The sequence below is a fragment of the Micromonospora sp. NPDC049801 genome, from assembly GCF_040656575.1.
GTDB lineage: Bacteria > Actinomycetota > Actinomycetes > Mycobacteriales > Micromonosporaceae > Micromonospora.
In genome coordinates, this window is the sequence record NZ_JBFAMS010000002.1 from 141,012 (window position 1) to 166,778 (window position 25,767).

A 25,767-nucleotide genomic window follows, 5' to 3' on the forward strand; every position below is an offset into this window, starting at 1 on the left:
ACGTCAGCCGATCTCCTCGTCGACGAAGCACCAGCGCCACGCCTCGCCCGGCTGCGCCGAGCGGATCACCGGGTGACCGGTGGACGCGAAGTGCTTGCTCGCGTGCTGGTTCGGCGACGAGTCGCAGCAGCCGACCTGCCCGCAGCTCAGGCAGGTACGCAGGTGCACCCAGTAGGTGTTGCCGATGGCGACGCAGTCGGCGCACTCGTCGGGGGTTAGCGGCTCGGCGGTGCCGGCCTCGGTCAGATGCTGACAGCTCACTGTTCCACCTCCTGCCGCAGCAGCGACTCTTCCAGGTCCAGGTCACGGTAGGCCTGCACCAGTACCTCCTCGGGAATGCGACCGGAGTCCCGGGCAGCTCGGAAGACGTCCCGCTCGGCGTCGATCATCTCTTGTCGCAGCCGACCGTACGCCTGTGAAGGGGTTTCCCGCTCGTCGCCGCCGAGCCGTTCCCAGGCCATGTTGGTGCGGTCCTCCAGCACCCGGCGCAGCCGGTCCACCACGGGGGCGGGCGCGCTGTCGGCCAGCTCTTCCAGGCGGTCCCGCGCTGCCCGGCTGGCCTGCTGCTGTACGCCAGCGGCGGACAACGCGTCCTGCATGGGGTCGTCCTGGGGCAGTTTCAGGCGGCGGGCGACCAGCGGGAGGGTGGCCCCCTGACCGACCAGGGTGACCACGATCACCGCGAAGGCCAGCCAGATGAACAGGGCCCGCGGGTACGGCTCGTCCTCGGCCAGCGTCAACGGCAGGGCCAGGGCGGCAGCGAGCGTCACCACGCCGCGCATCCCGGCCCAGCCGATGATGATCGGGATCTTCGGGGAGGGGGCCGCGTCGCGGCGGCGGATCCGAGGGACCAGCCGGGCCAGGTAGGTGGCCGGGAAGAGCCAGACGAAGCGGGTCAGGAAGACGGTGGCCAACACCGCCACGGTGATCAGGACGAGGGAGCCGGCCGGCTCGTCGAGGTTCCGCAGCACGTCCCGCAGTTGCAGCCCGACCAGGAGGAAGACCAGCCCTTCGAGAAGAAACCGCACCAACCGCCAGAACGCCCCGGTCTGCAACCGGGACGCCGCCGACAGCAGTTGCGGCAGCTTGTGGCCGAGGGCCAGCCCGGTGACGACCACGGCGACCACACCTGAGGCGTGCACGTGCTCGGCGGTGAACACCACCGCGAACGGGATGATCAACGACAGCGCGTTGTCCAGCAGCGGGTCGCTGATCCGCCGGTGCAGGAAGCCGAAGACGACCGCCCCGAGCGCGCCGATCAGGATGCCGCCGCCGGTCGCGCGCAGCACCTCCACGGCCACGTCCGCCGTGCCGACGGTCGAACCGATGGTGGCCATGGTCGCGACCCGCAGCAGCACCAGCGCGGTCGCGTCGTTGACGAGGCTCTCCCCCTCCAGGATGGTGACCACCCGGCGGGGCAGCCCGACGCGGCGGGCGACCGCGGTGGCGGCCACCGCGTCCGGCGGCGCGACCACCGCGCCGAGGGCCAGGCAGATCGCGAACGGCACCTGCGGCAGCAGCAGATGCAGCACGACGCCCACCGCGAACGCGGTGAACAGCACCAGGCCCACGGCGAGCAGCAGGATCGGCCGGATGTTGTTCTTGAACGCCGGCACCGACGTCTCCAGCGCCGCGACGTACAGCAACGGCGGCAGGATGCCGATCAGCACCAACTCCGGCTCGAGGTGGATCTGCGGGAAGCCCGGAAGGAAGGACAGGGCCAATCCGAGTACGACAAGCAGGATCGGCGCGAGCAGGCCCAGCCGGCGGGCCAAGGCCGCGCCCAGGGTGGCGATCGCCAGGAAGACGACGACCGGAAACAGGCTTTCCATGGGGTACGAGCCTAGGGGGCGGGTGGTCGACGCCCGATCAGCCGGCCGGACGCAACTTCGGCAGCACCTCGGCGCCGAACGCGTCGATGAAACCGCGCTGCTCCTGCCCGACGTGGTGCAGGGCGATCTGGTCGAAGCCGAGCGCCACGTACTCCTCCAACCAGCCGACGTGCCGGCCCAGGTCCGCCGAGACGTTCACCACCTGGGCGACCCGCTGGGCGGGTACGTCGGCGGACACCTCGTCGAAGTGCTCCACGGTCTCCAGGTCCCAGCAGACCGGAGGGGCGAAGACGTTGCTGCGCCACTGGTCGTACGCGATCGCCTCGGCCTGTGCCTGCTCCCGCGCCCAGGAGACGTGCACCTGGAGGTGCAGCGGTCCCCGGCCACCGGCGTCCCGGTACGCGTCGATCATCGCCCGCAGGTGCTCAACGGGCGCGTTCACGGTGATCAGGCCGTCGGCCCACTCGGCGCACCAGCGGGCGGTGGCGACGCTGACGGCGGCGCCGACCAGCGCGGGCGGCTCCTCGGGACGGGTCCACAGCCGGGCCCGGTCGACCCGGACGAGGCCGTCGTGGCTGACCTCCTCACCGGCCAGCAGTGCCCGGATCACGTCCACGCACTCGCGCAGCCGGGCGGAACGGACGTCCTTGCGGGGCCACACGTCACCGGTGATGTGCTCGTTGCTGGCCTCGCCGGTGCCGAGGGCCGCCCAGAACCGGCCCGGGTACATCGCGCCGAGGGTGCCGATCGCCTGCGCGATGATCGCCGGGTGGTACCGCTGGCCGGGGGCGTTGACGACGCCGAACGGCATGCCGGTGGCCTGCAGGGCCGCGCCCAACCAGGACCAGGCGAAGCCGGACTCACCCTGCCGCTCGCTCCACGGCGAGAAGTGGTCGGAGCACATGGCGGCGTCGAAGCCGGCCCGCTCGGCGTGCATCACCGCTTCCAGCAGGGCGCGGGGGTTGATCTGCTCGTGGGAGGCGTGGAACCCGAACGTCGTCATGGGCGCATCTCCTACCCACGACGACGCCCGCTGATGCTTGAAAGGAAGGGCCCCTTATTAACGCTCCGCGTCTAATAAGGGGCCCTTCCTTTCAAGCGGAGGTGTTACTCGGCGTGCGCGCCGGCGCCGGCCGACGCCGCCCCCTCGCCCACCCAGACCGTCTTGGTGTTGCAGAACTCCCGCATGCCCAGCTCGGACAGCTCCCGTCCGTAGCCGGAGTTCTTCACGCCGCCGAAGGGCAGCTCCGGGTACGAGGTGGTCATGCCGTTGACGAAGACGTTGCCGGCGTCCAGGTCGGTGGCGAAGCGCTCCTGCTCGGCCGCGTCCCTGGTCCAGGCGTTCGACCCGAGCCCGAAGCTCGTGCCGTTGGCCACCTCGATGGCCTCGTCGTAGGACGACACCCGGTACAGGCCGGCGACCGGCCCGAACACCTCCTCGGACCACATCCGCATCTGCGGCGTCAGGTCGGTGACGACGGTAGGCGGATAGAACCATCCGTCGCCGGTGGGCAGCTCACCGCCGCAGAGCACCGTCGCGCCGTTCTCCGCCGCGTCGCGCACCTGGGCGTGCACCTCGTCGCGGCCGTGTTCGCTGGCCAGCGGACCGACGTCGGTGTCGCCGTCCATCGGGTCGCCGACGCGCAGCGCGGCCATGTTCGCGGCGAACTTCTCGGCGAACGCGTCGAAGACGTCGGTGTGCACGATGAAACGCTTGGCGGCGATGCAGGACTGGCCGTTGTTCTGACAGCGGGCGGTGGTGGCGACCTCGGCGGCACGGTCCAGGTCCGCCGAGGGCATCACCACGAACGGGTCGCTGCCGCCCAGCTCCAGCACCGTCTTCTTGAGTTCCCGCCCGGCGATCTGCGCGATCGACCGCCCGGCCGCCTCACTGCCGGTGAGCGTCGCGGCGCGTACCCGGGGGTCGGCGAGGATGCGCTCGACGGCGTCCGAGCCGACCAGCAGGGTGGTGAACGCGCCCTCCGGGAAGCCGGCGCGGCGGAACACGTCCTCCAGCAGCAGCGCGGTCTGCGGCACGTTCGAGGCGTGCTTGAGCAGGCCGGTGTTGCCGGCCATCAACGCCGGGGCGGCGAAGCGCATCACCTGCCAGAGCGGGAAGTTCCACGGCATCACGGCGAGCACCACGCCGATCGGCTGGTAGCGGATGAACGCCCTGGTCGCCTTCACGGCGGCGGCGTCGGCCGGCTCGTCGGCGAGGAACGCCGGGGCCCTGTCGGCGTAGAAGCGGGCGGCCGTGGCGCACTTGGTCACCTCGGCCTGCGCGGCGGCGTACGTCTTGCCCATCTCCGTGGTCATGATCCGGGCGATCTCGTCCCGTTCGGCGTCGAGGAGGTCGGCGGCGGCGTTCATCCACCGGGCGCGCTCCTCGACGCCTGTGCCGCGCAGCTGCCGGTACGCGAGATCGGTGCGCTCGATGGCGGCGTCGAGCTGTTCGGTGGACATCGCCTCGTAGGTCTTGAGCACCTGACCGGTGGCGGGGTTGGTGGTGGCGATGTGCGGCATTTCGCTTCTCCTGTCACTCGAACAGCGAGTGTCGTACGCCCGGCTCCTCGCGGCGGCGGGCGGCGCGGCGGCGTTGGATCACGACCAGATCGACCACGGCGACCACCGCGAGGATCGCGCAGAGCACGCCGAGCCAGGCGATCCCGACCCAGAACGCCAGCACCGCGAAGATCACCATGATCACCAGTCCGAAGCTGGCGAGGGTGAGCCGCAGGTTGAGGGCGCTGTACGCGTGCCCGACCGTGCCACGGGCGCGCCGGGGCTGCGATCTCGTCATACCCCACGATCTACCCGCGATCGGGGGTGTTAACCGGTGGCCGACGACTCCACGCGCGGCGGCACTTATAGCATCCCGACGGCAGGTCCGAGGCCTCTTCGCCGCATACCCGACAGCAACTTCCCGCCCAACCGGGTCCAGCGCATAGAGTTACCGCGCTGTCGCTCTGTGCTGCGAGACAGGGGATGTCATGCCTCGACGCTGGATCGCCGCCCTGGCCTGCCTCGCCGCACTGGTGGCGCTGGCCTGCGAGGGTGGCACATCGGCGGCACCGCGCCCCACCAGGAGCGCGCCGTCGTCCGGCGGCCCCGGCGGCATCGCCGCGCTCGGCGACTCGATCAGCACCGGCTTCGCCTCCTGCCTGGTCCTCACCTCCTGCGAACGCAACTCGTGGTCCACCGGGGACGGTCTGCGGGTACACAGTCACTACCGGCGACTGCTCGACCAGGACTCCGCGATCCGTGGCCGGGCGTACAACCACGCACGGCCCGGCGCCCGCGCCGACGCCCTGGAAGGCCAGGCCCAGGCAGCGGTACGCGACCGCGCCGACTACGTCACCGTGCTGATCGGCGCCAACGACATCTGCCGGGGCGGGGTGGACGCGATGACCCCGGTGACCACGTTCCGTACCGACGTCGACCGGGGCCTGCGGGCGTTGCGCACCGGTCGACCGAAGGCCCGGGTGCTGGTGGTGAGCATCCCCGATCTGTACCGACTCTGGGAGGTCGGGCACACCGACGGGCGGGCGACGCGCGCGTGGAAGCGGGGCATCTGTCCGGCGCTGCTGGCCAACGCGACGTCGAACGCGGCCGCCGACAAGGCCCGCCGGGCCGCCGTCCGGGAGCGGATCGACGCGTACAACGTGCAGTTGGTGGCGGCCTGCCGGGCGTACGGCTCGCGCTGCCGGCACGACGGCGGCGCGGCACACCGGGTGCGCTTCACCCTGGACCTGCTCAACCCGCTGGACTGGTTCCACCCCAACGCCAGCGGTCAGGACCGCCTGGCCGAGGTGACCTGGCGCGCCTCCGGACTGGCCGACTGAGTCCGCCCGCGCGAGCGGACCGATCAGGGGTGGCGGGGCTCCGGAACGGCGGTGCCGCGGCGACCGTAGAGCGCCCGCGAGCGCTCGGCCAGGTCCTTAGTGGCGGACGAGTTGGCCCAGGTGCCGAGCACGATTGCCGCCCCGGGGACGATCTTCGCGATGACGCGTTTGGCCGCCCGCACACCGGCCATCTGGGCGAGCCGGACGCCGAGCTGCAACATGACCCGGCCCAGCGGACGCTGACCGCCCAGGCCGAAGAGCGCGTCGGCGCGTTCCCGGCCGGCGGCCACCCCGAGCGCCAGGCGGGCGCTCTCGGCGACCTTGTGCACCCGCTGGAGCACGAGCAGATCGGTGGCCCGGTCGCTGTGCAGCGGGTCGACCTCGTACGCGGCGGCGACGTGCAGGACCATCCGCGCCTGGGTCCAGGCCAGCACGCCGACGTCGAGGACCGCGCCGGGCAGCCCGGCCGCGCCGGAGACCGCCCCGGACAGGCGGGCCAGGTTGACGAACTTGCGGACCGCCTGGTCGGCCAGGACGTCGGACGAGACACCGGGGTGGTCGTTGCGGGCCCGGGCGGCCCACTGCGCGGCCTCCGGCCCGAGTCGGCGTACCGCCTCCAGCGCGAGGTGCTCCGGGGCGTACTGCGGATCGTCACGCATCCGGTCCCACAGCCGCGCCGGCGGGCCTTCGGGGGTGGCCGGCGGCGCGACCGGCAGGTCGGCCGACGGCTCGGGGGTGGGCGCGGCGGGTTGACCGCCGGTGGGCGGGGTGTCGGTCACCGGGTCTCCCCAGGGGTGGGTACGGGCAGGACGGCCGGTGGCGCGGTCAGCGACGGCGGTTGGACAGGCGGGTGGCCAACCCCTTGAGCTTCTGCTGGTTCTCCGGCTTGGCCAGCTCGCGCCGACCCCGGTCCACCAGTTGCTGGCCCTTGGGCGATCTCAGGAAAGTGCTGATCCGCTGCATCAGAGACATAACGTCCTCCTGTCGGTGATCCCTCAGTCATGTGTACCCCGAACCCGCAACGGATGTACCCGGGACGCGACAGGCTCAACCCTCACCGTCCATAGTGGTCGGTAGGCTACCGCCCCGTCGGCACGATGGCGTCGACGACCCGGGTGGCCCGCCATTCGTGCTGCTGGTAGTACTCCGGGTACGCGGAGACCTGCACCGCCTGCGCGGCATCGGTGAGGCGCATCTGCTGCCAGCCGGGCACCTGTTCGAGTGCCGTGAGGAACTGCCGGGTCGCGAACTCCGGGTCCATCAACCGACCGACCGGACCCCAGCCGCTGCTGGAGCGCTGCTGGAACAGCCCGACCGAGTCGTGGTCCCAGCCGACGCCCTGGTGCGGGTAGTCCTGCGACTCCGGCAGGACGCCGCTGGCGACGTTGTAGAGGTTGCTCTCCTGCATGGCGGTCGCCACCGCGATGACCAGGCCACGGCGCGGAATGCCCATCTTGCGGCCGGCGCGGACAATCGCCTCGGCGTTCTCCATCTGGTCCTCGTCCAGACCGGCCACCGGCGCCGGGCGGGTCGGCTTCGCCGGGGCGACCTTGCGGGCGCGGGGGGTGGCGTCCGGGTCGGCGGGGGTGGTGGACGTCGACGGGGTGGCGGACGGGGCCGCCGATCGGTCGAGCCCGCGGGATGCGGTCTGCTGCTCGGCGCGCTCCGCCAGCTCGACGCCGGCGGTCTTCTCGCGCGACTGCGCGCCGGCGTCCTGGTCCCGGACCTGCACGGCGGTGGCCAGACCGAGGCAGCAGACCACGCCGGTGGCGAGCGCCACCTGGGCGCGGCGTCGGCCGCTCAGGTCGCGGGCGTACGCCCGAAGCCGACTCGCGGCGGTTGTCCGTTCGGCTGAGGTGCCTTCCGCTGTTTCGGCAGTGGGGCTACTCGGGGCGTACGGGTCGTCGAGGGTGCCGTCGTCACGCATCAGCCGAGGCTAGGCAGACCGAAGCCCCGATCACGCACGGTGATCACGTGGTCATCGCCACACAAACAGGCGCCACCGGTGGACGAGCGATGCCGCTCGACCCGCCCGAGGAACGAACCTCGCGTACCGGAGGAAAGCGGCGGGGCGTACAGGCCGGCACGGACCGCGACAGAGATGGACATCGGTCCGCGCGACCCGACATGATCGACAAACTCGGCCTTTGGGCCGAACCGCCCATCGGCCGATCGGCGGAATCGGGTGGTTCGTCCGATCGTGCCCACCGGGCGGGCGACGGATCGCCCGACGCAGGAATGCGCCAGGATGGCGGGTACGTTGCCCGAACCGAGTGCTGTCCGTCGCGACGGCACCCGAACAGGCACATTCCAGGGAGGTCCGCACCGGTGCTCGACCCACACGAGCTCTACCAGCTCACCGACGATCTGCCCGACCTCGGGCAGCCGGTCCTGATTCAGGCCCTCACCGGGTTCGTGGACGCCGGCAACGCCAGCCGGCTGGCCCGCGAGCAACTGCTCACCTCGCTCGAGGGTCGGCCGATCGCCACCTTCGACGTGGACCAGCTCTTCGACTACCGCTCCCGGCGACCGGTGATGACCTTCAACGAGGACCACTGGGAGAGCTTCGACGCGCCGGAGCTGGAGCTGCACCTGCTGCACGACGACGACGAGACGCCCTTCCTGCTGCTCACCGGCCCCGAGCCGGACCTGCAGTGGGAGCGGTTCACCGCCGCCGTCGCGGGGCTCGCCGCCCGGCTCGACGTACGGCTCACCGTCGGGCTCAACTCGATCCCGATGGCGGTCCCGCACACCCGGCCGACCGGGGTGACGGCCCACGCCACCCGTCCCGAGCTGATCAGCGGGTACGAGCCGTGGCTGCAACGGGTTCAGGTGCCCGGCAGCGTCGGCCATCTGCTGGAGTTCCGCCTCGGCGAGCAGGGCCGCGACGCGCTCGGCTTCGCCGCCCACGTGCCGCACTACGTGGCGCAGACCGAGTACCCGGCCGCCGCCGAGGTGCTGCTGAGCGCCGTGTCCCGCAGCACCGGGCTGCTGCTGCCCGGCGACGGCCTGCGCTCGGCCGCCGAGGTGGTCCGGGTGGAGATCGACCGGCAGGTCGCCCAGACCGAGGACGCCGCCGCGCTGGTCCAGGCCCTGGAGGAGCAGTACGACGCGTTCGCCCGAGGACGCGGCGAGCGGAGCCTTCTCGCCCCGGACGCCGGCCCGCTACCCACCGCCGACGAACTCGGCGCGGAGCTGGAACGGTTCCTGGCCGAACAGACCCGCCCCGGCGACACTCCCGGGAGCTGATCCGGCGGCGTGCCGGCGACCCGGCACCTGTGTGAGGCGGCGTCGGGGCGGCGGATACGGCAGGGTGGACGTATGCGCCTGGCGACCTGGAACGTGAACTCGGTGAAGGCCCGGCTCCCCCGGCTGCTGGAATGGCTGGCTGACACCGGTCCCGACGTCGTCTGCCTGCAGGAGACGAAGTGCCCCGACGGCGCGTTCCCGGTGGCCGAGGTGGGCGAGCTGGGCTACACGGTGGCCAGCCACAGTGACGGCCGCTGGAACGGGGTCGCGATCCTGTCCCGGGTCGGCCTCGACGACGTCCGCGTCGGCTTCGCGGGCGAGCCGGGCTTTCCCGAGCCGGAGGCTCGGGCCATCTCCGCCACCTGCGACGGGGTGCGGGTCTGGTCGGTGTACGTCCCCAACGGGCGCGCGCCCGACGACCCGCACTACGCGTACAAGCTCGCCTGGTTCGCGGCGCTGCGCGACGCGCTGGAGGCGGAGCTGGCCGGCGGCCGGCCGCTGGCCGTCTGCGGTGACTTCAACGTCGCCCCGACCGACGCCGACGTCTGGGACCCGGCGGTGTTCACCCACTCCACGCACGTCACCCCGGCCGAACGGGCCGCCCTCGCCGCGCTGCGCGACCTGGGCCTCAACGACGTGGTGCCGACGCCCATGAAGGGGCCGCACCCCTTCACGTACTGGGACTACCGCGCGGGGATGTTCCACCAGAACAAGGGCATGAGAATCGACCTGGTGTACGCCTCCGCGCCGTTCAGCCGCGCGGTCCGCTCGGCGTACGTCGACCGGGAGGCCCGCAAGGGCAAGGGCCCCTCCGACCACGCGCCGATCGTGGTCGACGCGGACCTCGTTCCGGCGGTCGAGGGGCTCTGACCTCCGGCGCTCCCGCCGCACGGCCGCCGGGGCTGGCTAGGGTGGGCAGATGGCAGTCGTGAAGATCAACGCAATCGAGGTTCCCCCGAACGCCGGCCCCGAGCTGGAGAAGCGGTTCGCGGCACGGGCCGGCGCGGTGGAGGGCTCCCCCGGCTTCCTCGGCTTCGAACTGCTGCGCCCGGTGGCCGGCGAGACCCGCTACTTCGTCTATACGCGGTGGGAGAGCGAGGAGGCGTACCAGGCCTGGGCTTCGGGGTCCGCCCGCGCCGCCCACGCCACCGCCCCCGGGGAGACGCCCCGCCCGCCGGTCTCCAGCGGCGCGACCCTGCTGGAGTTCGAGGTGGCGTTGCGGGTCCCCCAGCCCTGACCACCTGCCGGCCTGCCGGGCTCGACGTAACCCCGCCCCGACGGCGATCTGCGCTGATAGCGTCCGGCCATGTTCGACGGCTTCGAAGAGTTCGACATCGCCACGTCCGGCGCGACGATCCACGGACGGCGTGGCGGTGACGGGCCGCCCGTTCTGCTGCTGCACGGCATACCCGAGACGCACCTCATGTGGCACCGGGTCGCGCCCCGGCTCGCCGAGCACTTCACCGTCGTCGCCACCGACCTGCGGGGCTGGGGAGACAGCGGCACACCGCCGAGCAGCGCCGACCACGAGCCGTACAGCATGCGCGCTATCGCCCGCGACCAGATCGAGGTGATGCGGAGCCTCGGGTACGACCGGTTCCACCTGGTCGGCCACGATCGCGGGGCGCGGTGCGCGTACCGACTCGCGCTCGACGCGCCGGACGTCGTCACCCGGTTGGCCGTCCTGGACGTCGTGCCGATCGGCGACGTGTACGACCGCGCCGACAAGGCGTTCAGCCTGTCCTACTGGGTCTGGTCCTTCCTGGCCGCGCCGGAGCCGGTGCCCGAGCGGTTCATCGCCGCCGCGCCCGAGGTGCTCGTCGACTACATGCTGGAGAACTGGCCGGAGGTGAAGGACTCCTTCCCACCCGAGGTACGGGCGGCCTACGTCGAGCAGTTCACGCACCCCGAGACCGTGCACGCGATCTGCGAGGAGTTCCGCGCGGCGGCCAGCCTGGACTACGACCAGGACCGGGCAGACCGTGGGAGCCGGAAGATCGCCTGCCCGCTGTTGTTCCTCTGGAGCCAACACGGCCAGGTCGCCAAGCTCTACGACGACCCGATGGCGATCTGGCGGCAGTGGGCCGACGACGTACGAGGCGGCCCCGTACCGGCCGGGCACTTCATCCCCGAGGAAGCGCCCGACGAGACGGCCCACCGACTTCTGGACTTCCTGCGCTGACGCCCGGCCGGGCTACCAGCTCGCCCGGGTCGGGCCGGGGCGGTGACCAGCGCCCGCCCGCACGATCCGCGCCAGGCGGGTTCCCCTGACGCCCTGACCGCCGGGCTTGATCGACTCGACTTCGGCGAAATCGGGGTGTCAGCGCCACCTGGACACCCCGACATCACCGACGTCGTGTGGATCAAGCCGAGCCCGGCCGGGCTCAGGGCTTGCGGGACGACTGGAGGGTGGCGAACGCGATCACGTTGTCGGCGTAGCCGGCGCGACCGCCGATGAACTGGCCGCCGCAGGTAATGAGCCGGAGTCCGGCGGGGCCCTCGTGCCCGTAGATGCGCTCGGCGGGCAGTTGGTCCTTCGGGAAGCGCTCGACCGTGTCGACCTTGAACACCACCGTCGACCGGTCCGCGCGGGCCACCTCGATCAGGTCACCGGGCTTCAGCTTGCCCAGGTCGTAGAAGACCGACGGGCCGCTCTTGGTGTCCACGTGCCCGACGATGACGGCGGGACCGGGCTCACCGGGTGTCGGCCCCCGGTCGTACCAGCCGGTCTCGTTGTGCTTCTCCAGCGGCGGTACGGCGATCGTGCCGTCCGACGCCTGCCCGACCGGAGCCACCGGCGCCTCCACCTTGATCGCCGGGACGGTGAGGCGCACCGGGCGGCTCGCCGACAACCCGACCGTCTCGCTGCGCGGCGGGCGTTCGCCGCCGGCCGGGGTCAGGTCGAGCGGGCCGACCGAACGACCCAGTCCCGCGCCGGTGGCGAAGACGCCCACCAGCACCAGCATCACGGCCAGCGGCACCGACCAGGGGCTACGCCCCGTCGGACGGCTGCGCCGGGGAGCGACGACGGTCGGCGGACGGGCGGCCACCGCCGGCCGCTCGCCGGAGACATGCGACGCGCGGGACACCGGCGAGGGCTTCGCGCCATCGGACGGGCGCGAACTGCCGGCCTGCTGGGCAGCAGCGGATTGCCGGGCATCGCCGGACGGGCGTGCGACAGCGGGTGGGCGGGCATCGCCGGGCAGCCACGAGCCGGCGGACGGGCGCGAACCCGTGGGCGGACGGGATCCGGCCGGCGGCGGTGTGGGGCGGAAGATTTCCATGGCGGGCTCAGCGGCGCGCGACGCTACGGGGCCGGCGCAGGGCCACCACGGCGAGGACCAGGCCGGCGACCGTGAAGGCGGCACCGCCGGGCAGCAGCAGCTTGCCGGTAACTCCCCCGGCACTGCCACCGAAGCCGGTCGCCGGGCCTCGACTGGGGTGGGGGGAGGGCACCGTCTTCACCACCTGCAACATGGTCGACGCCGTCTCGCCGTCGCGGCACTCCAGCTTGACCCGGTAGTTGCCGGGGCGGGTGCGCTCGCGCACCATCGGCGCGGCGGTGAGCACGCCGCCCTGCGGTTGCACGCCGACGGCGCCGAACGCGTCCGAGACGACGGTGGCGCCGATCGAGTTGTCCCGGCAACTGGCCCGAATGCCGACCAGGTAGCCGGGCTGCACCGTGCTGGGGCTCACCTCGACGAAGACGTCCACCACGGGAGCGGGCTGTGGCGCGCCACCCGGCACGCCTCCGGGCTGCGGCGCGGGCGCGGCAGCCGGCAGGACGTCGAGCGGCGCGGACGCGGCAACCGGCAGGACGTCGAGCGGCCGGGCGGGTGCGGCGACGGCCGACAGAGGATCGAGCGGCCAGTCGGAGGCGGTCGACAGGGCGTCGGACGGCCCGCCGGGCGCAGTGGCGAGGGCCGGCGGCGTGGCCAGCGTCGCCGGGGCGGCGAGCGCGGGAGCGGTGCTGAGCAGGGGGATGGCGAGCATGGCCGCCACCGACAGGAGCACGCCGCCGCGGGTCACTGTCACGATGCCCCCTCTCGACGCCGTCGAACCGCGCCGGGCAGCGGACCGCCCGGCCTGCCGTACCAATCGGATCCTCTCATTCCCGGTCGCACATCACATCCGATCCGCAGACGAAGTCGCGTACGCTCGGGTCGCTGTGACCATCACCGACGACCCTGACCCCGCCACCGTCCCGCCCACGGGCCGGATGATCCGCACCTTCCACCCCCGCCGGGGACGGATGAGCGGCCGGCAGACCGACGCGTTGGACCGGCTCTGGTCCTCGTACGGTCTGGACGTGTCGGGCGAGCCCGTCGACCTGGCCGCCATCTTCGGCCGCCGGGCCCCGGTGGTGCTGGAGATCGGCTCGGGCATGGGCGACAGTACGGCCGCGATGGCCGCCGCCGACCCGGACCGAGATTATCTGGCGGTCGAGGTGCACACGCCGGGAATCGCCAACCTGCTCGACCTGGTGGACCGCGCTGACCTGGGGAATGTCCGGGTTGCTCGCGGTGACGCACTGGAGTTGGTCGGCGGCCTGCCGGAGGGCGCGCTGGACGCCGTACACGTGTTCTTTCCGGATCCGTGGCCGAAGGCCCGGCACCACAAGCGGCGGATCATCCAGCCGTCGCACGTGGCCCTGCTGCGGTCCCGGTTGGCCCCCGGCGGCGTGCTGCACTGCGCGACGGACTGGGCCGAGTACGCCGAGGCGATGCGGGAGACCCTGGACGCGGATCCGGAGTTGGTCGACGCGTACGGCGGCTACGCGCCCCGTCCGGCGCACCGCCCGGTGACGAAGTTCGAGCGGCGGGCGATCACGGCGGGCCGTCCGGTCGCTGATCTCATCTACCGCCGACGGTAAGGAAGGGCCCCCTGTTAACGCCTGGCGTTGTAAAAGGGGCCCTTCCTAACGCCTTGAGCGGGTCGCGCGACAACCTGGTTGGCGCCGGAGGGCATGATCCAGGCACCATGGACACGCTATGACGCTCACCGCCGCGCTGCCGAGAAGCGCCGACCCCGACACCCTCTTCGACGCGTTCGCCGGTTGGGCGAAGGAGCGCGGCCTCGACCTCTACCCCCATCAGGAGGAGGCGGTCATCGAGATCGTCTCCGGCGCCAACCTGATCATGAACACGCCCACCGGCTCGGGTAAGAGCCTGGTGGCCGTCGCCGCGCACTTCGCGGCCCTGGCCGACAGCCGGACGACGTTCTACACCGCGCCGATCAAGGCGCTGGTGTCGGAGAAGTTCTTCGCGCTCTGCGAGGTCTTCGGCGCCGAGAACGTCGGCATGCTCACCGGCGACGCCAGCGTCAACGCCGACGCCCCGATCATCTGCTGCACGGCGGAGATCCTGGCCAACCTGGCGCTGCGCGAGGGCGCCAAGGCCGACGTCGGCCAGGTGATCATGGACGAGTTCCACTTCTACGCCGAACCCGACCGGGGCTGGGCCTGGCAGGTGCCGATCATCGAGCTACCGCAGGCCCAGTTCATCCTGATGTCCGCCACCCTGGGGGACACCACCCGCTTCGTCGACGACCTGACCCGGCGTACCGGGCGGCCGACCGCCGTCGTGCGCTCGGCCGAGCGGCCGGTCCCGCTGATCTTCTCGTACGCGATGACGCCGCTGCACGAGACGCTCGAGGAGCTGCTGGAGACCAAACAGGCTCCGGTGTACGTCGTGCACTTCACCCAGGCCGCCGCGCTGGAACGCGCCCAGGCGCTGATGAGCGTCAACGTCTGCACCCGCGCCGAGAAGGACATGATCGCCCAGGCGATCGGCGGCTTCCGGTTCACCTCGGGCTTCGGCAAGACGCTGTCCCGGCTGGTCCGGCACGGCATCGGCGTGCACCACGCCGGCATGCTGCCCAAGTACCGCCGCCTGGTCGAGACCCTGGCCCAGGCCGGTCTGCTCAAGGTCATCTGTGGCACCGACACGCTCGGCGTCGGCATCAACGTGCCGATCCGCACGGTGCTGTTCACCGGCCTGAGCAAGTACGACGGGGTCCGTACCCGCCTGCTCAAGAACCGGGAGTTCCACCAGATCGCCGGGCGGGCCGGCCGGGCCGGGTACGACACCATCGGCCGGGTCGTCGTGCAGGCCCCCGAGCACGTCATCGACAACGAGAAGGCCCTCGCCAAGGCCGGCGACGACCCGAAGAAACGCCGCAAGGTCGTCCGCAAGAAGCCGCCGGAGGGCTCGATCGGCTGGGGGCAGCCCACCTTCGACCGCCTCGTCGAGGCCGAGCCGGAGCCGCTAACGTCGAGCTTCCAGGTCAGCCACTCGATGCTGCTGAACGTCATCGGCCGCCCCGGGGACGCGTTCGCGGCGATGCGGCACCTGCTCACCGACAACCACGAGGAGCCCGCCGCCCAGCGCCGGCACATCCGCCGGGCCATCGCCATCTACCGGGCGCTGCGGGCCGGTGGGGTCGTCGAGGAGCTGCCCGAGCCGGACGAGACCGGTCGCCGGATCCGGCTCACCGTCGACCTCCAGCTCGACTTCGCGCTCAACCAGCCACTCTCCCCCCTCGCCCTGGCCACCATCGAGCTGCTCGACGCCGAGTCCCCCTCGTACGCCCTCGACGTGTTGAGCGTGATCGAGTCGATCCTCGACGACCCCCGCCAGATCCTGTCCGCGCAGCAGTTCAAGGCGCGCGGCGAGGCGGTCGCCGCGATGAAGGCCGAGGGCATCGAGTACGAGGCCCGCCTCGAACTACTGGACGAGGTGACCCACCCGAAGCCGCTCGCCGAGCTGCTGGAGGCCGCGTACGAGATGTACCGGCAGGGTCACCCGTGGGTCGCCGACCACCAGCTCTCCCCCAAGGCCGTCGTCCGCGACATGTACGAGCGGGCCATGACCTTCACCGAGTACGTGCAGTTCTACGGGCTGACCCGCTCGGAGGGCCTGGTCCTGCGCTACCTGGCCGACGCGTACAAGACGCTGCGCCAGACCGTCCCCGAGGACGCCAAGACCGAGGAGCTGATCGACCTCATCGAGTGGCTGGGCGAGCTGGTCCGCCAGGTCGACTCCAGCCTCATCGACGAGTGGGAGCGGCTGCGCAACCCGTCCGACGTGGCCGAGGTGGCCCAGGCGCACGCCGCCCTGACCGACCGGCCACCGGCGGTGACCCGCAACGCGCGGGCGTTCCGGGTGCTGGTGCGCAACGCGCTGTTCCGGCGGGTGGAGCTGGCCGCGCTGCGCCGCTGGGACCTGCTCGCCGAGCTGGACTCCGGCGACGGCTGGGACTACGACGCGTGGGCCGACGCGCTGACGCCGTACTTCGAGGCGTACGACTCGATCGGGGTGGGTCCGGACGCCCGCGGCCCGGCGCTGCTCATGATCGAGCAGGGCCGGGAGAAGTGGACCGTCCGGCAGATCTTCGACGACCCGGACGGCGACCACGACTGGGGCATCAGCGCCGAAGTCGACCTCGCCGCCTCGGACGAGGTCGGCGCGGCGGTCGTCCGGATCACGGACGTCGGTCAGCTTTAGCGGTCGCCGCGAGGGGGTCGTCCGGGTTGCCGGACGGCCCCCTTTGTCGCGTCTTCCGCCGCCCCGTTTTCACTGGGCGATGTCAGGGGTGTCGATTAGAATGTATGTACTAATAGCGCTTCTGAACTGGGAGGACGCCCGTGACCGCGCCCACCTCCATGCCCCTGACGCCCTACACCACCCTGCTCGGCTTCACCCGCTACGTCGACCGCACCGGCCCCACCAAGGCGACCTTCGTGGGCGGTCTGCGCAAGCAGCGCGCCAGCCGCTCCGGCTTCAACCCGCACGGCCAGTTCGTCAAGGCGCTCAAGGCCGACATCGCCTTCCACACCGGCGGCACCCACCTGGCCGGTGTGGTCGACGTCGTCAAGCCGCGCTGGCGCCCGCTCTACCAGGCGCTGGTGCCCGGCGCGACGGCCTGGCTGCACTCCCTCGGCGATCCGGCCACCCTCGACCTGGCCCAGACCCGCGACGCCCTGGCCATGCTCGGCGACCTACCCGTCAAGATCAACCCCCACTTCGGCGTACGTCACCCCGACGGTCACGCCGACGCGGTCCGACTGCACTTCGACGAGGCGCCGCCGAGCGAGGAGTCGATGCTCGCCACGCTGCACCTGATGGCCCGCCACATGGACGCGGTCCTCCCGCACGCCGAGCCGGTCCTGGTCGACGTCCGGCGCGGTCAGGCCCACCGCATGCCCACCGACGCCAAGCCCGAACAGATCGAACGCTGGCTGGCCGGCGAAGCCGCCGCCTTCCGCGCCATCTGGTCCACCGCCGCCTAACCACACCGCAAGATCGCACTCGATCCAAGATGTAGTGGTCTCCGCTTCTCGGGAGGCCACTACATCCATGTTCGAGCACGATCATGGGGACAACCGCGCGCACCGACGCCGCCGTGGTGACGGTGGTTTTCCACAGGGGCAGCGTGACGCCACGGGCTTCGGCCAGCCTGAAACCATGCCCAGAACTCCTCGTCGGCCGCCGCAGTTGCGGGGTCGGGTCTTCCGTGGCTCCACCGCCGTGTCGCGCGGTCTGCTGACCCGTAACGACCTGCGCAGCTCGGCGTGGCGACCGCTCTTCCGCGACGTCTACGCCGACTCGCAGCTCACCGTCACACACGCCATCAGATGCGCCGCCGTCGGACGATGGCTGGTCCCGCCCGGCGCGGCCATCGCCGGACTGGCCGCCGCGGTCCTGTACGGCTGTCCGAGCACGAGCGCGGGCGCGCCAATCGACGTCCTGGTGTCCACCGACTCCCGAATCGGTCCAACCAACGGCATCCGCGTCCACCACGGGCAGATCGACCCCGGCGACATCCTGGACCGGGCCGGGATAACGGTGACCAGCCCGGCGCGGACCTGCTGGGACGTGGCCCGTTGGCTCGACGTGGTGGAGGCGGTGGTCGTCATCGACGCTCTGCTGGCCCTGCGGCTGACCACCGTGCCGGCTCTGCGCGAGTACGCGTTGAGTCGAGCAGGGCGACGCGGCTGGCGATCCCTGCTGCGGTCGATCGACCTGGTCGACGCGGGCGCGGAGTCCCCGCAGGAGTCGCGCACCCGGGTGCGGCTGGTGCTCGCCGGCCTGCCCCGGCCGGAGACGCAGTGGGTCGTGGCCGATCAGGGCCGGTTCGTGGCCCGGCTGGACCTGGCCTGGCCGCAGTTCAAGGTGGCCGTGGAGTACGACGGGCTGTGGCACGACGACCCGGAGCAGTTCCACCGGGACCGTCGACGGCTCAACCGACTGCTCGGCGGCGACTGGATCGTGCTGCACGTGACCGCCAAGCGCCTCCGGGACGACTTCGACGGGTTCCTCGCTGAGGTCCGGGCCGCCCTACGATCACGCTCAGGCTCCCGCGAGCCCCGATGATCGCGCTCGAACATGGATGTAGTGGCCTCCCTTCGTGTGGGAAGCCACTACATCCTGCATCGAGCGCGATCATGGGCGTGCGGCCCGGGTGGGTCAGGTGGCGGGGAGGTACTTGGCCAGGTCGTCGAGGATCTTGTTGGCGGCGCCGACGCCGATGCCGGTCATCCAGATCTCGTCGGAGACCGGGTACGCCTTGCCGGCCTTGACCGCGCCGAGGCCCTTCCAGAGGGTTCCGCCGGCCACCTTGCTCTGCTCGGCGGCGGCCTTGTCGCCGTACGCGGTCACGAAGATGACGTCGCCGTCGACCTCGTTGATCCGCTCGGGGCTGACCAGGTCGAAGCGCTTGTCCTCCTTGTTGGCGAGCAACTGCCGCTGGGGGCGGCCCAGGCCGGTGTCACCGATGACGATGCCGGAGAAGGAGTCCGGGCCGTACACCCGGATGTTGCCCGGGATGAACCGCACGATGGACACCTTGCGGGCGGCGGCGTCGCCGAGGGTCGCGCCGAAGTCCTTGGCCCGCTTCTCGTACGCGCCGAGCAGGTCCTTGGCCTGCTGTTCGCGGCCGAGCGCCTTGCCGTCGAGGAGGAAGTTCTCCTTCCAGGTGATGCCCACCTTGTCGGTGAACACGGTCGGCGCGATGGCGGCCAGCTCGTCGTAGAACTTCTCCTGGCGGAACTTGCTACCGAGGATCAGGTCCGGCTTGAGGGCGTTGATCGCCTCCAGGTCAGGCTCGGTGAGCACCCCGACCTCCTTGATGCCGGCGAGCTTGTCCGCGCCGAAGTACGTGGGCCAACTCTTGGCCTCGCCGGCGGTGGCCGCGCCGACGGGCGTGATGCCCAACGAGAGCGCCGTGTCGATCTTGTCGGTGTCGAGCACGACGACGCGCTTGGGTTCGGCCGGGACCTTGGTGGTGCCCATGGCGTGGGTGATCTCCCGGGTCTCCCCGGTAGCGGAGCCGGCGACCGGGTCGCTCTCACCGCAGGCGGTGAGGCCGACCCCGAGGGCGACGGCCGCGGCGAGAGCGGCGACGAGACGACGCATCAGTGTCCTTTCGAGGGGTACGTGCCGGCGAGCGGGGTGGCCGCGTCGCCATCGGCGGATCGGGCGTCCGGTACGGACGCCGTCGACGAATCAGCGCCGCCAGGGCCAGCGGCCGGCGCAGCGAACCCGGCAGCAGCGGCCGGCGCAGCAGGCCCAGCAGCAGCGGCCGGCGCAGCGTCAGCGGCCGGCGCAGCGTCAGCGGCCGGCGCAGCGTCAGCGGCCGGCGCAGCGGACCCGACAGTGGCAGGGGCCTCCGGGCCGCCCAGGCCAGCAGACTCGGCGGCCGCAACAGAGCCGGCAGAGTTGCCCACGCCAGTAGAGCCGGTGGGAAGGGCCGGGCCGCCGGTGCGCGCGGGCACCACCAGGGGTGCGCCGGTCACCGGGCAGGGCACGACGACGCAGGCCAGCCCGAAGACGTCCCGGACCAGCTCGGCGGTGAGGATCTCCCGGGGTGGGCCGGCGGCCACCACCGCGCCGGCGCGCATCGCGACCAGGTGGTCGGCGTAGCGGGCGGCCTGGTTGAGGTCGTGCAGGACGGCGACCACGGTGCGGCCACGCTCGGCGCGGAGCCGGTGCAGCAGGTCCAGCACCTCCACCTGGTGGGCCAGGTCGAGGAAGGTCGTCGGCTCGTCCAGCAGCAGCGCCTCGGTGTCCTGGGCGAGCGTCATGGCGATCCACACCCGTTGCCGCTGGCCACCGGAGAGGCTGTCCACCGGCCGGTCGGCGAGGTCGGCCACGTCGGCCAGGGCCATCGCCTCGTCGACCGCCGCGGCGTCGGACGACGACCACTGCCGCCACCACCGCTGGTACGGCTGCCGGCCGCGTCCGACCAGGTCGGCCACGGTGACGCCCTCGGGCACCAGCGGGCTCTGCGGCAGGACGCCGAGCCGGCGGGCCACGTCGCGGGTGGGCAGGTCACGGATGGCGGTGCCGTCCAGCAGGACGGTGCCCTGTCGCGGAGCGAGCAGTCGGGCCATCGTGCGCAGCAGGGTGGACTTGCCGCACGCGTTGGGGCCGACGATCACCGTGAACGCGTCGGTGGGCAGGTCCAGGGTCAGCCCGTCGAGCACGGTCCGCTCGTCGTAGCCGACGACCAGGTCGCGGGTGGAGAGCATCACACGACTCCTCACAGGCGTCACGACGACCGTGGCCGTCCACGAAGCAACAGGAAGATCAGGTACGGGCCGCCGATCGCGGCGGTCAGCACGCCCGCCGGCAGTTGGGTGGGCGCGAACAGTCGACGGCCGGCCAGGTCGGCGAGGACGAGCAGGAGCGCGCCGAGCAGCGCGGCGCAGACGAGCGGGGGCCGTTCGGCGCGGACCAGCCGGCGGGCCAACTGCGGTGCGACGAGCGCCACGAAGTCGACGGCGCCGACCTGGGCGGTGACCATCGCGGCGACGAGCACGCCGGTGCCGGCGAGCCCGATCCGGCGGGCCACCGGGCGTAGCCCGACGCCGCGCGCGGTGTCGTCGTCGAGGGCGGTGCTGTTCAGGGCCCAGCCGGCCCACGCCAGCACCGGGAGCAGCACCGCGAGTGTGCCGGCGATCCAGGCCGCCTCGGTCCAGCCCTTGCCGGCGAGGGTGCCGATCAGCCAGATCTGCGCCCGCAGGCCGTCGATCGGGTCGGCGGTGAGCATGACCACCTCGGTCAGCGCCCGGAAGGCGAACGCGACCGCCACCCCGGCGAGGACGAACCGTTGCGCGGCCAGCCCGTGCCGGGCACCGAGGGCGAACAGCAGCACCGCCGCCAGCAGACCGCCGACCAGCGCGCTGGGCGCCACCAGCACCGCCGCCGCGCCGCTGGTCAACGCCACGGTCGCGGCGAGGCCGGCGCCCTGGGTGATGCCGATGACGTCCGGGCTGGCGAGCGGGTTGCGCGCCACGCTCTGGATCAGCGTGCCGGCCACGCCGAAGGCCGCGCCGGCCACCGCCGCCAGCACGACCCGGGGCAGGCGAAGATCAAGAACCACGAGGTCGTACGGGGTGCCCGCGCCGGAGAGCGCCCGGAGCACGTCGGCCGGGGCGACGTACGGGGTGCCCAGCGAGAGGCTGAGCACGACGGCCAGCAGGAGCAGCACGGTCAGCACGGCGGCGACCAGCGTCGCGCGGCGACGGATCAGCAGGCTGACCGGACCGACCCGCAGCAACGACCGGCCGGGCAGCCGGGACGTGCCGCCGGGCGCACCGGGCAGCCCGGCCGCGGCTGCGAGCCCAGCCGCGCCGGACGCATCGGCGACGCGGGCCGCACCAGCCGCGCCGGACGCATCGGCGACGCGGGCCGCACCAGCCGCGCCAGACGCATCGGCGACGCGAGCCGCGCCAGCCGCGCCAGACGCATCGGCGACGCGGGCCGGACCAGCGGCCGGGGCAGCAGCGCGGGCCGGACCAGCAGCGCCGGACGCGGCGCGGGTCGGACCAGCGACCGGGTCAGCGGCAGGGTCCGGGCCGGCGGTGCCGGACGCTTCGGCGGGACGACCGGCGGTCACGCGGTCACCACCCGGGCGCGGCGGACCAGCACGGCCAGCAGCGGCGCGCCGATCAGGGCGGTGACGATGCCGGCGGGTATCTCGCCGGGCGGGGCGACGAGTCGGCCGACGACGTCGGCCCCGAGCAGCAGCGCGGGCCCGAGCAGGGCGGAGACGGCGAGGGTCCAGCGGTGGTCCGCGCCGACCAGGGCACGGGCGAGGTGCGGCACGGCCAGCCCGACGAAGGCGACCGGACCGGCGGCGGCCACCGCGGCGCCGGTGAGCAGCACGGCGGCGATTCCACCGCCGAGGCGGACCAGGCCGATGCGGTGGCCCAGGCCACGGGCCACGTCGTCGCCGAGAGCGAGGGCGTCCAGGCCCCGGGCCACCAGCGCGGCGAGCAGCAGCCCGACGAGGACGAACGGCAGCACCTGGGCGGTGACGCCGAGGTCCCGCCCGGCCAGTCCGCCCACCACCCAGAACCGGTACTCCTCGAAGGTGCGGGCGTCGATGCTGAGCAGCGCGTACACCCCGGAGGCGAGACTGGCGTCGAGCGCCGCGCCGACCAGCGCGAGGGTGACCGGGCTCGCGCCCTCGCGGGCCCGGCTGGCGATGGCGAAGACCAGCAGGCCGGCGGCGAGCGCGCCGGCGATGCCGAACCAGACGTACCCGGCGAGCGTGCCGATGCCGAAGACGGAGATGGCGAGGACCACGCCGAACGACGCGCCGGCGCTGATGCCGAGGATGCGCGGCTCGGCGAGCGGGTTGCGGGTGAGCGCCTGGAACAGCACGCCGGCCACGGCGAGCGCCAGCCCGACGGCGAGCCCGAGCGCGGTACGCGGCATACGTAGTTCCCGGACGATGGTGCTCGCGTCGCTGCCGTCCGGCGCGACGAGGGCGTGCCAGACCGCGCCGACTCCGAGTTGCCGGCTGCCCAGCGCAAAACTGGCCAGTACGGCGAGCAGCAACACCAGCGCGGCGCCGACGGTGACGGCGACCCGCCGACCGGTGCGGGCACCGGAGGAGTTGCGGGCCGGCGTCGGCCGGGCGGCGAGGGTGGTCACGAAACTCCTGCACGTTCGAGCTTAGGTTCGCCTAACCTTAGCCGACCTGCGGAAAGTGACCTAACTGGCGTCGGTCGATGCCGCCGACTCAGCCTGCGGCACCTGCACCGAGCCGCCGTCCCCGGCCGCCGCCGCGCCGCGCGGCAGCACGTTGAGGGGCCGCATCATCTCGTTGTCCTCGTGCTCGAGCAGGTGGCAGTGCCAGGAGAAGCGGCCCGGCAGGTCGAAGCGGGCCTTGATCCGCGTCACCTCCCACGGGTACGCGAGCACGGTGTCCATCCATCCCCGCTCCCCCGGCTCCGGCTCCGCCCGGCCCGACCGTCCACGGCCCAGCAGCTCGAACTGGGCCTGGTGCAGGTGGACGGGGTGGACGTTGCGGGTGAAGTTGCGCACCTCCCACACCTCGGTCGCGCCGACGAGGGGCTGTTCGGTCGCGGGATCGCTCCAGCGCATCGGCCGACCCCGGCCGCGCTCGTCGAGGGTGCCGAGCAGCATCACCATCGACCGGCCGGACATCCGCTCGTTGAGCGACAGCCGCCGGACCCGCTCCGCCGCACCGAGCCGGGGGTGGGCGGGCAGTTGCAGGTGCTCCGGCGGCACGCTGGAGTCCGCGCCGGTGGCCTCGGTGACCACGAACCGCATCACCTGCCCGGTGGTCCGCGGGTCGGACGGCGCGAAGTCCACCCCGGGTCGGCCGCCCCGGTACGCCCACTCGGGCCCCTCGTTAACGAGGAACAGCTCGGTGCCGGCGGGCACGCCGGTGAAGTCGACGATCACGTCGGCCCGCTGGGCGGGGCCGAGGGTGACGCGGTCGTGCGCCACCGGCTCGGGCAGGAAGCCGCTGTCGCTGCCGATCTGCCAGACCGGCAGCACCGGACGGGCCGGCCGCGCGGTGGCGTGGGCGGCGACGCTGAGCATCAGGAAGCGGCTGTTGCAGCCGTTGAGCAACCGGAACCGGTAGCGCCGACGCTGCACGGTAAGGCTGGGCCAGGTCCGGCCGTTGACCACGATGGTGGTGCCGGAGAACGCCGACGTCCACGCCGGACCCTCGTGGTGACCCCCGGGGTAGACCAGCTCGCCGTCGGCGCTGAAACTGCGGTCCTGGATGAGCAGCGGGATGTCGTGGTAGTCGGTGTCCGGCGGATCGTCGTGACCCGGCGTCGGGCCGGGCAGCACCCCGTCGGGCAGGTCGTCGCCGCCCAGCAGGTAGAAACCGGCCGGCCCGGCGTAGACGTTCTCCCTGGTGAGGCCCAGCGTGTGGTCGTGGTACCAGAGGGTGCAGGGCCGCTGGTCGTTGGCGTACTCGAAGGTGGCCGAACCCGCCGCCCAGCGCAGGCCGGACCCCTCGGCGAAGCGGGACCGGAACTCGCCGTACGCGCTGCCCGTGACGGCGAAGTCGGCCGGCAGGTCGCGGGCCACCGGCAGGTACCACGCCTCGGCGTGCCCGTCGCTCTCCTGCGTGCTGTGCCCGCCGTGCAGGTGGACCACCTGGGGCACCGGCCCCCGGTAGCCACGGCGGCTGCCGTCCGAGCGGCCGTGCCCGTCCCGGCCGTTCCGGCCACCGGCCGGGTTGGCCCAGTGCAGGGTCTCATCGACGGGCAGCAGGTGGGGCAGGTAGTCGCCCCGGTGGTCGACGAGTTCGTTGACCCAGGTCACCCGTACCGGGCGGTTCACCCGCGCGACGATGCTGTGCGCCGGGTAGCCGAAGCTGTCGGGGTGGGCGGTGGAGCCGTAACCCCACACGGTCGTACGCGGCCAGGACAGCGGCAGGATCTGCTGGCGGAACTGCCGCACCCCGACGACGTAGGTGTCCCGCTCGGGGTCGTTCGCCACCCGGGGCATGGCCAGGGGGATGCGCAGCGGCGCGACGTACTTCGGGATGTCGGCGGCGCGCAGCACCATCGCCGCGGCGAGCGTGCGGCCCGCGGCCGTCGAGCCGGCCGGGACCAGAACCGCGGCGCCCCCGGCGGCACCGGCCACGAGCACCTGTCGTCTGCTGACCATGCCGCACCTCCACTCGTATCGGACCTCGATAAGAGAATGAGTTTCGCGGACGGGGGCAAGTGGGGCGGATGGCGGATAACACCCGTAAGAGGGACAGCGAGCACCATAGGGTGTGGGGCATGCGATTCGACCAGCACACGGTCGTCCTGCTGACCCGACCGTCGGATCCGCCGGAGCTGCCACCGGAGGCGATCGACCGGCTACGCGACGCCCATCTGGCCCACCAGGCAGGGCTCGTGGAGCAGGGACTGGTGCTCGCGGCCGGCCCGCTCCTGCACGCCGACGACGACCGGATGCGGGGCTTCGTCGTCTTCTCCATCGCCCCGGACGAGGTACGCGGGCTCTACGCCGACGACCCGGCCGTCCGTGCCGGCCTGCTCGTCGCGCGGGTGGCGAGCTGGATGGTGCCCGAGGGCAACGTGCGGTACGAGGGCGTGCCGATCCCCGCGTCGATGCTGGAGGCGGCGGCGGGCGACTGACGCGGTCAGCCGGGCAGGTCCGCGATCGGCAGCACCCGCAGGTCGTCCGGCTCGCCCACGATGACCCGCAGCGCCGGGAAGTACGCGCTGAGCACCGGCCGGCACCTGTCGCAGGGCCCGACGACCGTACGACCCCGGTCGGCGACCGAGACGATGGTCTCCAGCTCGGTCACGCCCTGCGTGGCGGCGGTGCCGATGACGACCAACTCCGCGCAGGTGTCCCCGCTGTCGTGGTGCAGGTTCACCCCGGAGAACACCCGCCCGTCGGCGGTACGGGCGGCCGACGCGCCGGTGTGGTGGCGGCTGCGGCACCGAAGTTTGGCGACCGCCGTGGCGGCCTGCACCAGCGCTCGATCGGTGTCCCGCAGCTCCATCCCGGCCCCCCAGCGCTCGACGTCGGCCGCAACTGTAGACCGCC

25 protein-coding genes and 1 pseudogene are annotated in these 25,767 nt (G+C 72.5%); 10 read left to right on the forward strand and 16 right to left on the reverse strand.

The window, feature by feature from the left end:
* Nucleotides 1–3 precede the first annotated feature (3 nt).
* The 5 genes from AB0I89_RS04160 to AB0I89_RS04180 all read right to left on the reverse strand — a co-directional run bounded on the left by AB0I89_RS04160 (nucleotide 4) and on the right by AB0I89_RS04180 (nucleotide 4,632).
* Nucleotides 4–261, reverse strand: coding sequence for a UBP-type zinc finger domain-containing protein (locus AB0I89_RS04160; RefSeq protein WP_357119854.1), 258 nt, complete (start codon nucleotides 259–261; stop codon nucleotides 4–6).
* Nucleotides 258–1,832, reverse strand: coding sequence for a Na+/H+ antiporter (locus AB0I89_RS04165; RefSeq protein WP_357119857.1), 1,575 nt, complete (start codon nucleotides 1,830–1,832; stop codon nucleotides 258–260). The genes AB0I89_RS04160 and AB0I89_RS04165 overlap by 4 nt, the downstream gene beginning before the upstream one ends.
* A 37-nt stretch (nucleotides 1,833–1,869) precedes the next feature.
* A complete protein-coding gene (locus AB0I89_RS04170) occupies nucleotides 1,870–2,835 on the reverse strand; it encodes a TIGR03885 family FMN-dependent LLM class oxidoreductase (RefSeq protein WP_357119860.1) in 966 nt (321 codons plus the stop codon).
* Between the two features lie 104 nt (nucleotides 2,836–2,939).
* Nucleotides 2,940–4,355, reverse strand: a complete 1,416-nt coding sequence (locus tag AB0I89_RS04175) for an NADP-dependent succinic semialdehyde dehydrogenase (protein WP_357119863.1) — start codon at nucleotides 4,353–4,355, stop codon at nucleotides 2,940–2,942.
* A gap of 13 nt (nucleotides 4,356–4,368) precedes the next feature.
* Nucleotides 4,369–4,632 carry a DUF6343 family protein gene (locus AB0I89_RS04180; protein ID WP_357119866.1) on the reverse strand — a complete coding sequence of 88 codons (264 nt, stop codon included), beginning with the start codon at nucleotides 4,630–4,632 and terminating at the stop codon, nucleotides 4,369–4,371.
* A gap of 190 nt (nucleotides 4,633–4,822) precedes the next feature.
* Between AB0I89_RS04180 and AB0I89_RS04185 the strand changes: the two genes are divergently transcribed.
* A complete protein-coding gene (locus AB0I89_RS04185) occupies nucleotides 4,823–5,674 on the forward strand; it encodes a GDSL-type esterase/lipase family protein (protein ID WP_357119869.1) in 852 nt (283 codons plus the stop codon).
* Between the two features lie 23 nt (nucleotides 5,675–5,697).
* Here the strand turns inward: AB0I89_RS04185 and AB0I89_RS04190 are convergent, their stop codons facing one another.
* The 3 genes from AB0I89_RS04190 to AB0I89_RS04200 all read right to left on the reverse strand — a co-directional run bounded on the left by AB0I89_RS04190 (nucleotide 5,698) and on the right by AB0I89_RS04200 (nucleotide 7,601).
* A complete protein-coding gene (locus AB0I89_RS04190) occupies nucleotides 5,698–6,453 on the reverse strand; it encodes an EcsC family protein (RefSeq protein WP_357119872.1) in 756 nt (251 codons plus the stop codon).
* A 46-nt stretch (nucleotides 6,454–6,499) separates the two neighbouring features.
* Nucleotides 6,500–6,646 carry a hypothetical protein gene (locus AB0I89_RS04195; RefSeq protein WP_355237852.1) on the reverse strand — a complete coding sequence of 49 codons (147 nt, stop codon included), beginning with the start codon at nucleotides 6,644–6,646 and terminating at the stop codon, nucleotides 6,500–6,502.
* A 106-nt stretch (nucleotides 6,647–6,752) separates the two neighbouring features.
* Nucleotides 6,753–7,601, reverse strand: a complete 849-nt coding sequence (locus AB0I89_RS04200; RefSeq protein WP_357119875.1) for a peptidase M23 — start codon at nucleotides 7,599–7,601, stop codon at nucleotides 6,753–6,755.
* Nucleotides 7,602–8,002: 401 nt separating this feature from the next.
* On the opposite strand from AB0I89_RS04200, the gene AB0I89_RS04205 reads away from it, so the two are divergent.
* The 4 genes from AB0I89_RS04205 to AB0I89_RS04220 all read left to right on the forward strand — a co-directional run bounded on the left by AB0I89_RS04205 (nucleotide 8,003) and on the right by AB0I89_RS04220 (nucleotide 11,105).
* A complete protein-coding gene (locus tag AB0I89_RS04205) occupies nucleotides 8,003–8,923 on the forward strand; it encodes a PAC2 family protein (RefSeq protein WP_355050254.1) in 921 nt (306 codons plus the stop codon).
* Between the two features lie 72 nt (nucleotides 8,924–8,995).
* Nucleotides 8,996–9,793: an exodeoxyribonuclease III gene (locus AB0I89_RS04210; RefSeq protein WP_357119878.1), complete on the forward strand. Its 798-nt coding sequence runs from the start codon at nucleotides 8,996–8,998 to the stop codon at nucleotides 9,791–9,793.
* A gap of 49 nt (nucleotides 9,794–9,842) precedes the next feature.
* A complete protein-coding gene (locus tag AB0I89_RS04215; RefSeq protein ID WP_355050256.1) occupies nucleotides 9,843–10,160 on the forward strand; it encodes an antibiotic biosynthesis monooxygenase in 318 nt (105 codons plus the stop codon).
* A gap of 69 nt (nucleotides 10,161–10,229) precedes the next feature.
* Nucleotides 10,230–11,105, forward strand: coding sequence for an alpha/beta hydrolase (locus AB0I89_RS04220; protein ID WP_357119881.1), 876 nt, complete (start codon nucleotides 10,230–10,232; stop codon nucleotides 11,103–11,105).
* 202 nt (nucleotides 11,106–11,307) lie between these two features.
* On the opposite strand, the gene AB0I89_RS04225 is transcribed toward AB0I89_RS04220, so the two are convergent.
* Together AB0I89_RS04225 and AB0I89_RS04230 are read right to left on the reverse strand one after the other, a co-directional pair.
* On the reverse strand, nucleotides 11,308–11,973 hold the full coding sequence (locus AB0I89_RS04225) for a class F sortase (RefSeq protein WP_357120771.1): 666 nt from the start codon (nucleotides 11,971–11,973) through the stop codon (nucleotides 11,308–11,310).
* Between the two features lie 241 nt (nucleotides 11,974–12,214).
* Nucleotides 12,215–12,961, reverse strand: coding sequence for a hypothetical protein (locus AB0I89_RS04230; RefSeq protein ID WP_357120774.1), 747 nt, complete (start codon nucleotides 12,959–12,961; stop codon nucleotides 12,215–12,217).
* A 214-nt stretch (nucleotides 12,962–13,175) separates the two neighbouring features.
* Here AB0I89_RS04230 and trmB point away from each other — a divergent pair, with 214 nt between their 5' ends.
* The 4 genes from trmB (at nucleotide 13,176) to AB0I89_RS04250 (ending at nucleotide 18,297) form a co-directional block, all read left to right on the forward strand.
* Nucleotides 13,176–13,796 carry a tRNA (guanosine(46)-N7)-methyltransferase TrmB gene (gene trmB / locus AB0I89_RS04235; protein ID WP_357120777.1) on the forward strand — a complete coding sequence of 207 codons (621 nt, stop codon included), beginning with the start codon at nucleotides 13,176–13,178 and terminating at the stop codon, nucleotides 13,794–13,796.
* Between the two features lie 118 nt (nucleotides 13,797–13,914).
* Nucleotides 13,915–16,428 (forward strand): DUF3516 domain-containing protein, encoded by a 2,514-nt coding sequence (locus tag AB0I89_RS04240; protein WP_357119885.1) that lies wholly within the window; start codon nucleotides 13,915–13,917, stop codon nucleotides 16,426–16,428.
* Nucleotides 16,429–16,568: 140 nt separating this feature from the next.
* Nucleotides 16,569–17,213 carry a hypothetical protein gene (locus AB0I89_RS04245; RefSeq protein WP_357119888.1) on the forward strand — a complete coding sequence of 215 codons (645 nt, stop codon included), beginning with the start codon at nucleotides 16,569–16,571 and terminating at the stop codon, nucleotides 17,211–17,213.
* Nucleotides 17,214–17,388: 175 nt separating this feature from the next.
* Nucleotides 17,389–18,297 (forward strand): hypothetical protein, encoded by a 909-nt coding sequence (locus tag AB0I89_RS04250; protein ID WP_357119891.1) that lies wholly within the window; start codon nucleotides 17,389–17,391, stop codon nucleotides 18,295–18,297.
* 93 nt (nucleotides 18,298–18,390) lie between these two features.
* On the opposite strand, the gene AB0I89_RS04255 is transcribed toward AB0I89_RS04250, so the two are convergent.
* From AB0I89_RS04255 to AB0I89_RS04275, 5 genes and pseudogenes are all read right to left on the reverse strand, one after another.
* Nucleotides 18,391–19,338, reverse strand: coding sequence for an iron-siderophore ABC transporter substrate-binding protein (locus AB0I89_RS04255; RefSeq protein ID WP_357119894.1), 948 nt, complete (start codon nucleotides 19,336–19,338; stop codon nucleotides 18,391–18,393).
* Between the two features lie 350 nt (nucleotides 19,339–19,688).
* Nucleotides 19,689–20,453, reverse strand: a pseudogene (locus AB0I89_RS04260) (ABC transporter ATP-binding protein); the annotation flags it as partial.
* 20 nt (nucleotides 20,454–20,473) lie between these two features.
* Entirely contained in the window at nucleotides 20,474–21,823 is a 1,350-nt protein-coding gene (locus AB0I89_RS04265; RefSeq protein WP_357119897.1) for an iron ABC transporter permease, read from the reverse strand.
* Nucleotides 21,820–22,866, reverse strand: a complete 1,047-nt coding sequence (locus AB0I89_RS04270; RefSeq protein WP_355050266.1) for an iron ABC transporter permease — start codon at nucleotides 22,864–22,866, stop codon at nucleotides 21,820–21,822. Before AB0I89_RS04270 ends, AB0I89_RS04265 begins: the two co-directional genes overlap by 4 nt.
* A gap of 60 nt (nucleotides 22,867–22,926) precedes the next feature.
* Complete coding sequence (locus tag AB0I89_RS04275; RefSeq protein ID WP_357119900.1) at nucleotides 22,927–24,870, reverse strand: multicopper oxidase domain-containing protein; 1,944 nt, start codon at nucleotides 24,868–24,870, stop codon at nucleotides 22,927–22,929.
* 119 nt (nucleotides 24,871–24,989) lie between these two features.
* Here AB0I89_RS04275 and AB0I89_RS04280 point away from each other — a divergent pair, with 119 nt between their 5' ends.
* Nucleotides 24,990–25,349: a YciI family protein gene (locus AB0I89_RS04280; RefSeq protein ID WP_357119903.1), complete on the forward strand. Its 360-nt coding sequence runs from the start codon at nucleotides 24,990–24,992 to the stop codon at nucleotides 25,347–25,349.
* 5 nt (nucleotides 25,350–25,354) lie between these two features.
* Here AB0I89_RS04280 and AB0I89_RS04285 read toward each other — a convergent pair whose 3' ends face one another.
* Nucleotides 25,355–25,723, reverse strand: coding sequence for a cytidine deaminase (locus tag AB0I89_RS04285; RefSeq protein WP_355050269.1), 369 nt, complete (start codon nucleotides 25,721–25,723; stop codon nucleotides 25,355–25,357).
* Between the last annotated feature and the right edge of the window lie 44 nt (nucleotides 25,724–25,767).

What these genes read in the sequence shown, in the direction of transcription:
- AB0I89_RS04165 (WP_357119857.1), bottom strand. Translation starts at nt 1,832, where the DNA reads ATGGAAAGCCTGTTTCCGGTCGTCGTCTTCCTGGCGATCGCCACCCTG.
- AB0I89_RS04170 (WP_357119860.1), bottom strand. Translation starts at nt 2,835, where the DNA reads ATGACGACGTTCGGGTTCCACGCCTCCCACGAGCAGATCAACCCCCGC.
- AB0I89_RS04175 (WP_357119863.1), bottom strand. Translation starts at nt 4,355, where the DNA reads ATGCCGCACATCGCCACCACCAACCCCGCCACCGGTCAGGTGCTCAAG.
- AB0I89_RS04180 (WP_357119866.1), bottom strand. Translation starts at nt 4,632, where the DNA reads ATGACGAGATCGCAGCCCCGGCGCGCCCGTGGCACGGTCGGGCACGCG.
- AB0I89_RS04185 (WP_357119869.1), top strand. Translation starts at nt 4,823, where the DNA reads ATGCCTCGACGCTGGATCGCCGCCCTGGCCTGCCTCGCCGCACTGGTG.
- AB0I89_RS04195 (WP_355237852.1), bottom strand. Translation starts at nt 6,646, where the DNA reads ATGTCTCTGATGCAGCGGATCAGCACTTTCCTGAGATCGCCCAAGGGC.
- AB0I89_RS04200 (WP_357119875.1), bottom strand. Translation starts at nt 7,601, where the DNA reads ATGCGTGACGACGGCACCCTCGACGACCCGTACGCCCCGAGTAGCCCC.
- AB0I89_RS04210 (WP_357119878.1), top strand. Translation starts at nt 8,996, where the DNA reads ATGCGCCTGGCGACCTGGAACGTGAACTCGGTGAAGGCCCGGCTCCCC.
- AB0I89_RS04215 (WP_355050256.1), top strand. Translation starts at nt 9,843, where the DNA reads ATGGCAGTCGTGAAGATCAACGCAATCGAGGTTCCCCCGAACGCCGGC.
- AB0I89_RS04220 (WP_357119881.1), top strand. Translation starts at nt 10,230, where the DNA reads ATGTTCGACGGCTTCGAAGAGTTCGACATCGCCACGTCCGGCGCGACG.
- trmB (WP_357120777.1), top strand. Translation starts at nt 13,176, where the DNA reads ATGAGCGGCCGGCAGACCGACGCGTTGGACCGGCTCTGGTCCTCGTAC.
- AB0I89_RS04240 (WP_357119885.1), top strand. Translation starts at nt 13,915, where the DNA reads ATGACGCTCACCGCCGCGCTGCCGAGAAGCGCCGACCCCGACACCCTC.
- AB0I89_RS04250 (WP_357119891.1), top strand. Translation starts at nt 17,389, where the DNA reads ATGCCCAGAACTCCTCGTCGGCCGCCGCAGTTGCGGGGTCGGGTCTTC.
- AB0I89_RS04255 (WP_357119894.1), bottom strand. Translation starts at nt 19,338, where the DNA reads ATGCGTCGTCTCGTCGCCGCTCTCGCCGCGGCCGTCGCCCTCGGGGTC.
- AB0I89_RS04275 (WP_357119900.1), bottom strand. Translation starts at nt 24,870, where the DNA reads ATGGTCAGCAGACGACAGGTGCTCGTGGCCGGTGCCGCCGGGGGCGCC.
- AB0I89_RS04280 (WP_357119903.1), top strand. Translation starts at nt 24,990, where the DNA reads ATGCGATTCGACCAGCACACGGTCGTCCTGCTGACCCGACCGTCGGAT.
- AB0I89_RS04285 (WP_355050269.1), bottom strand. Translation starts at nt 25,723, where the DNA reads ATGGAGCTGCGGGACACCGATCGAGCGCTGGTGCAGGCCGCCACGGCG.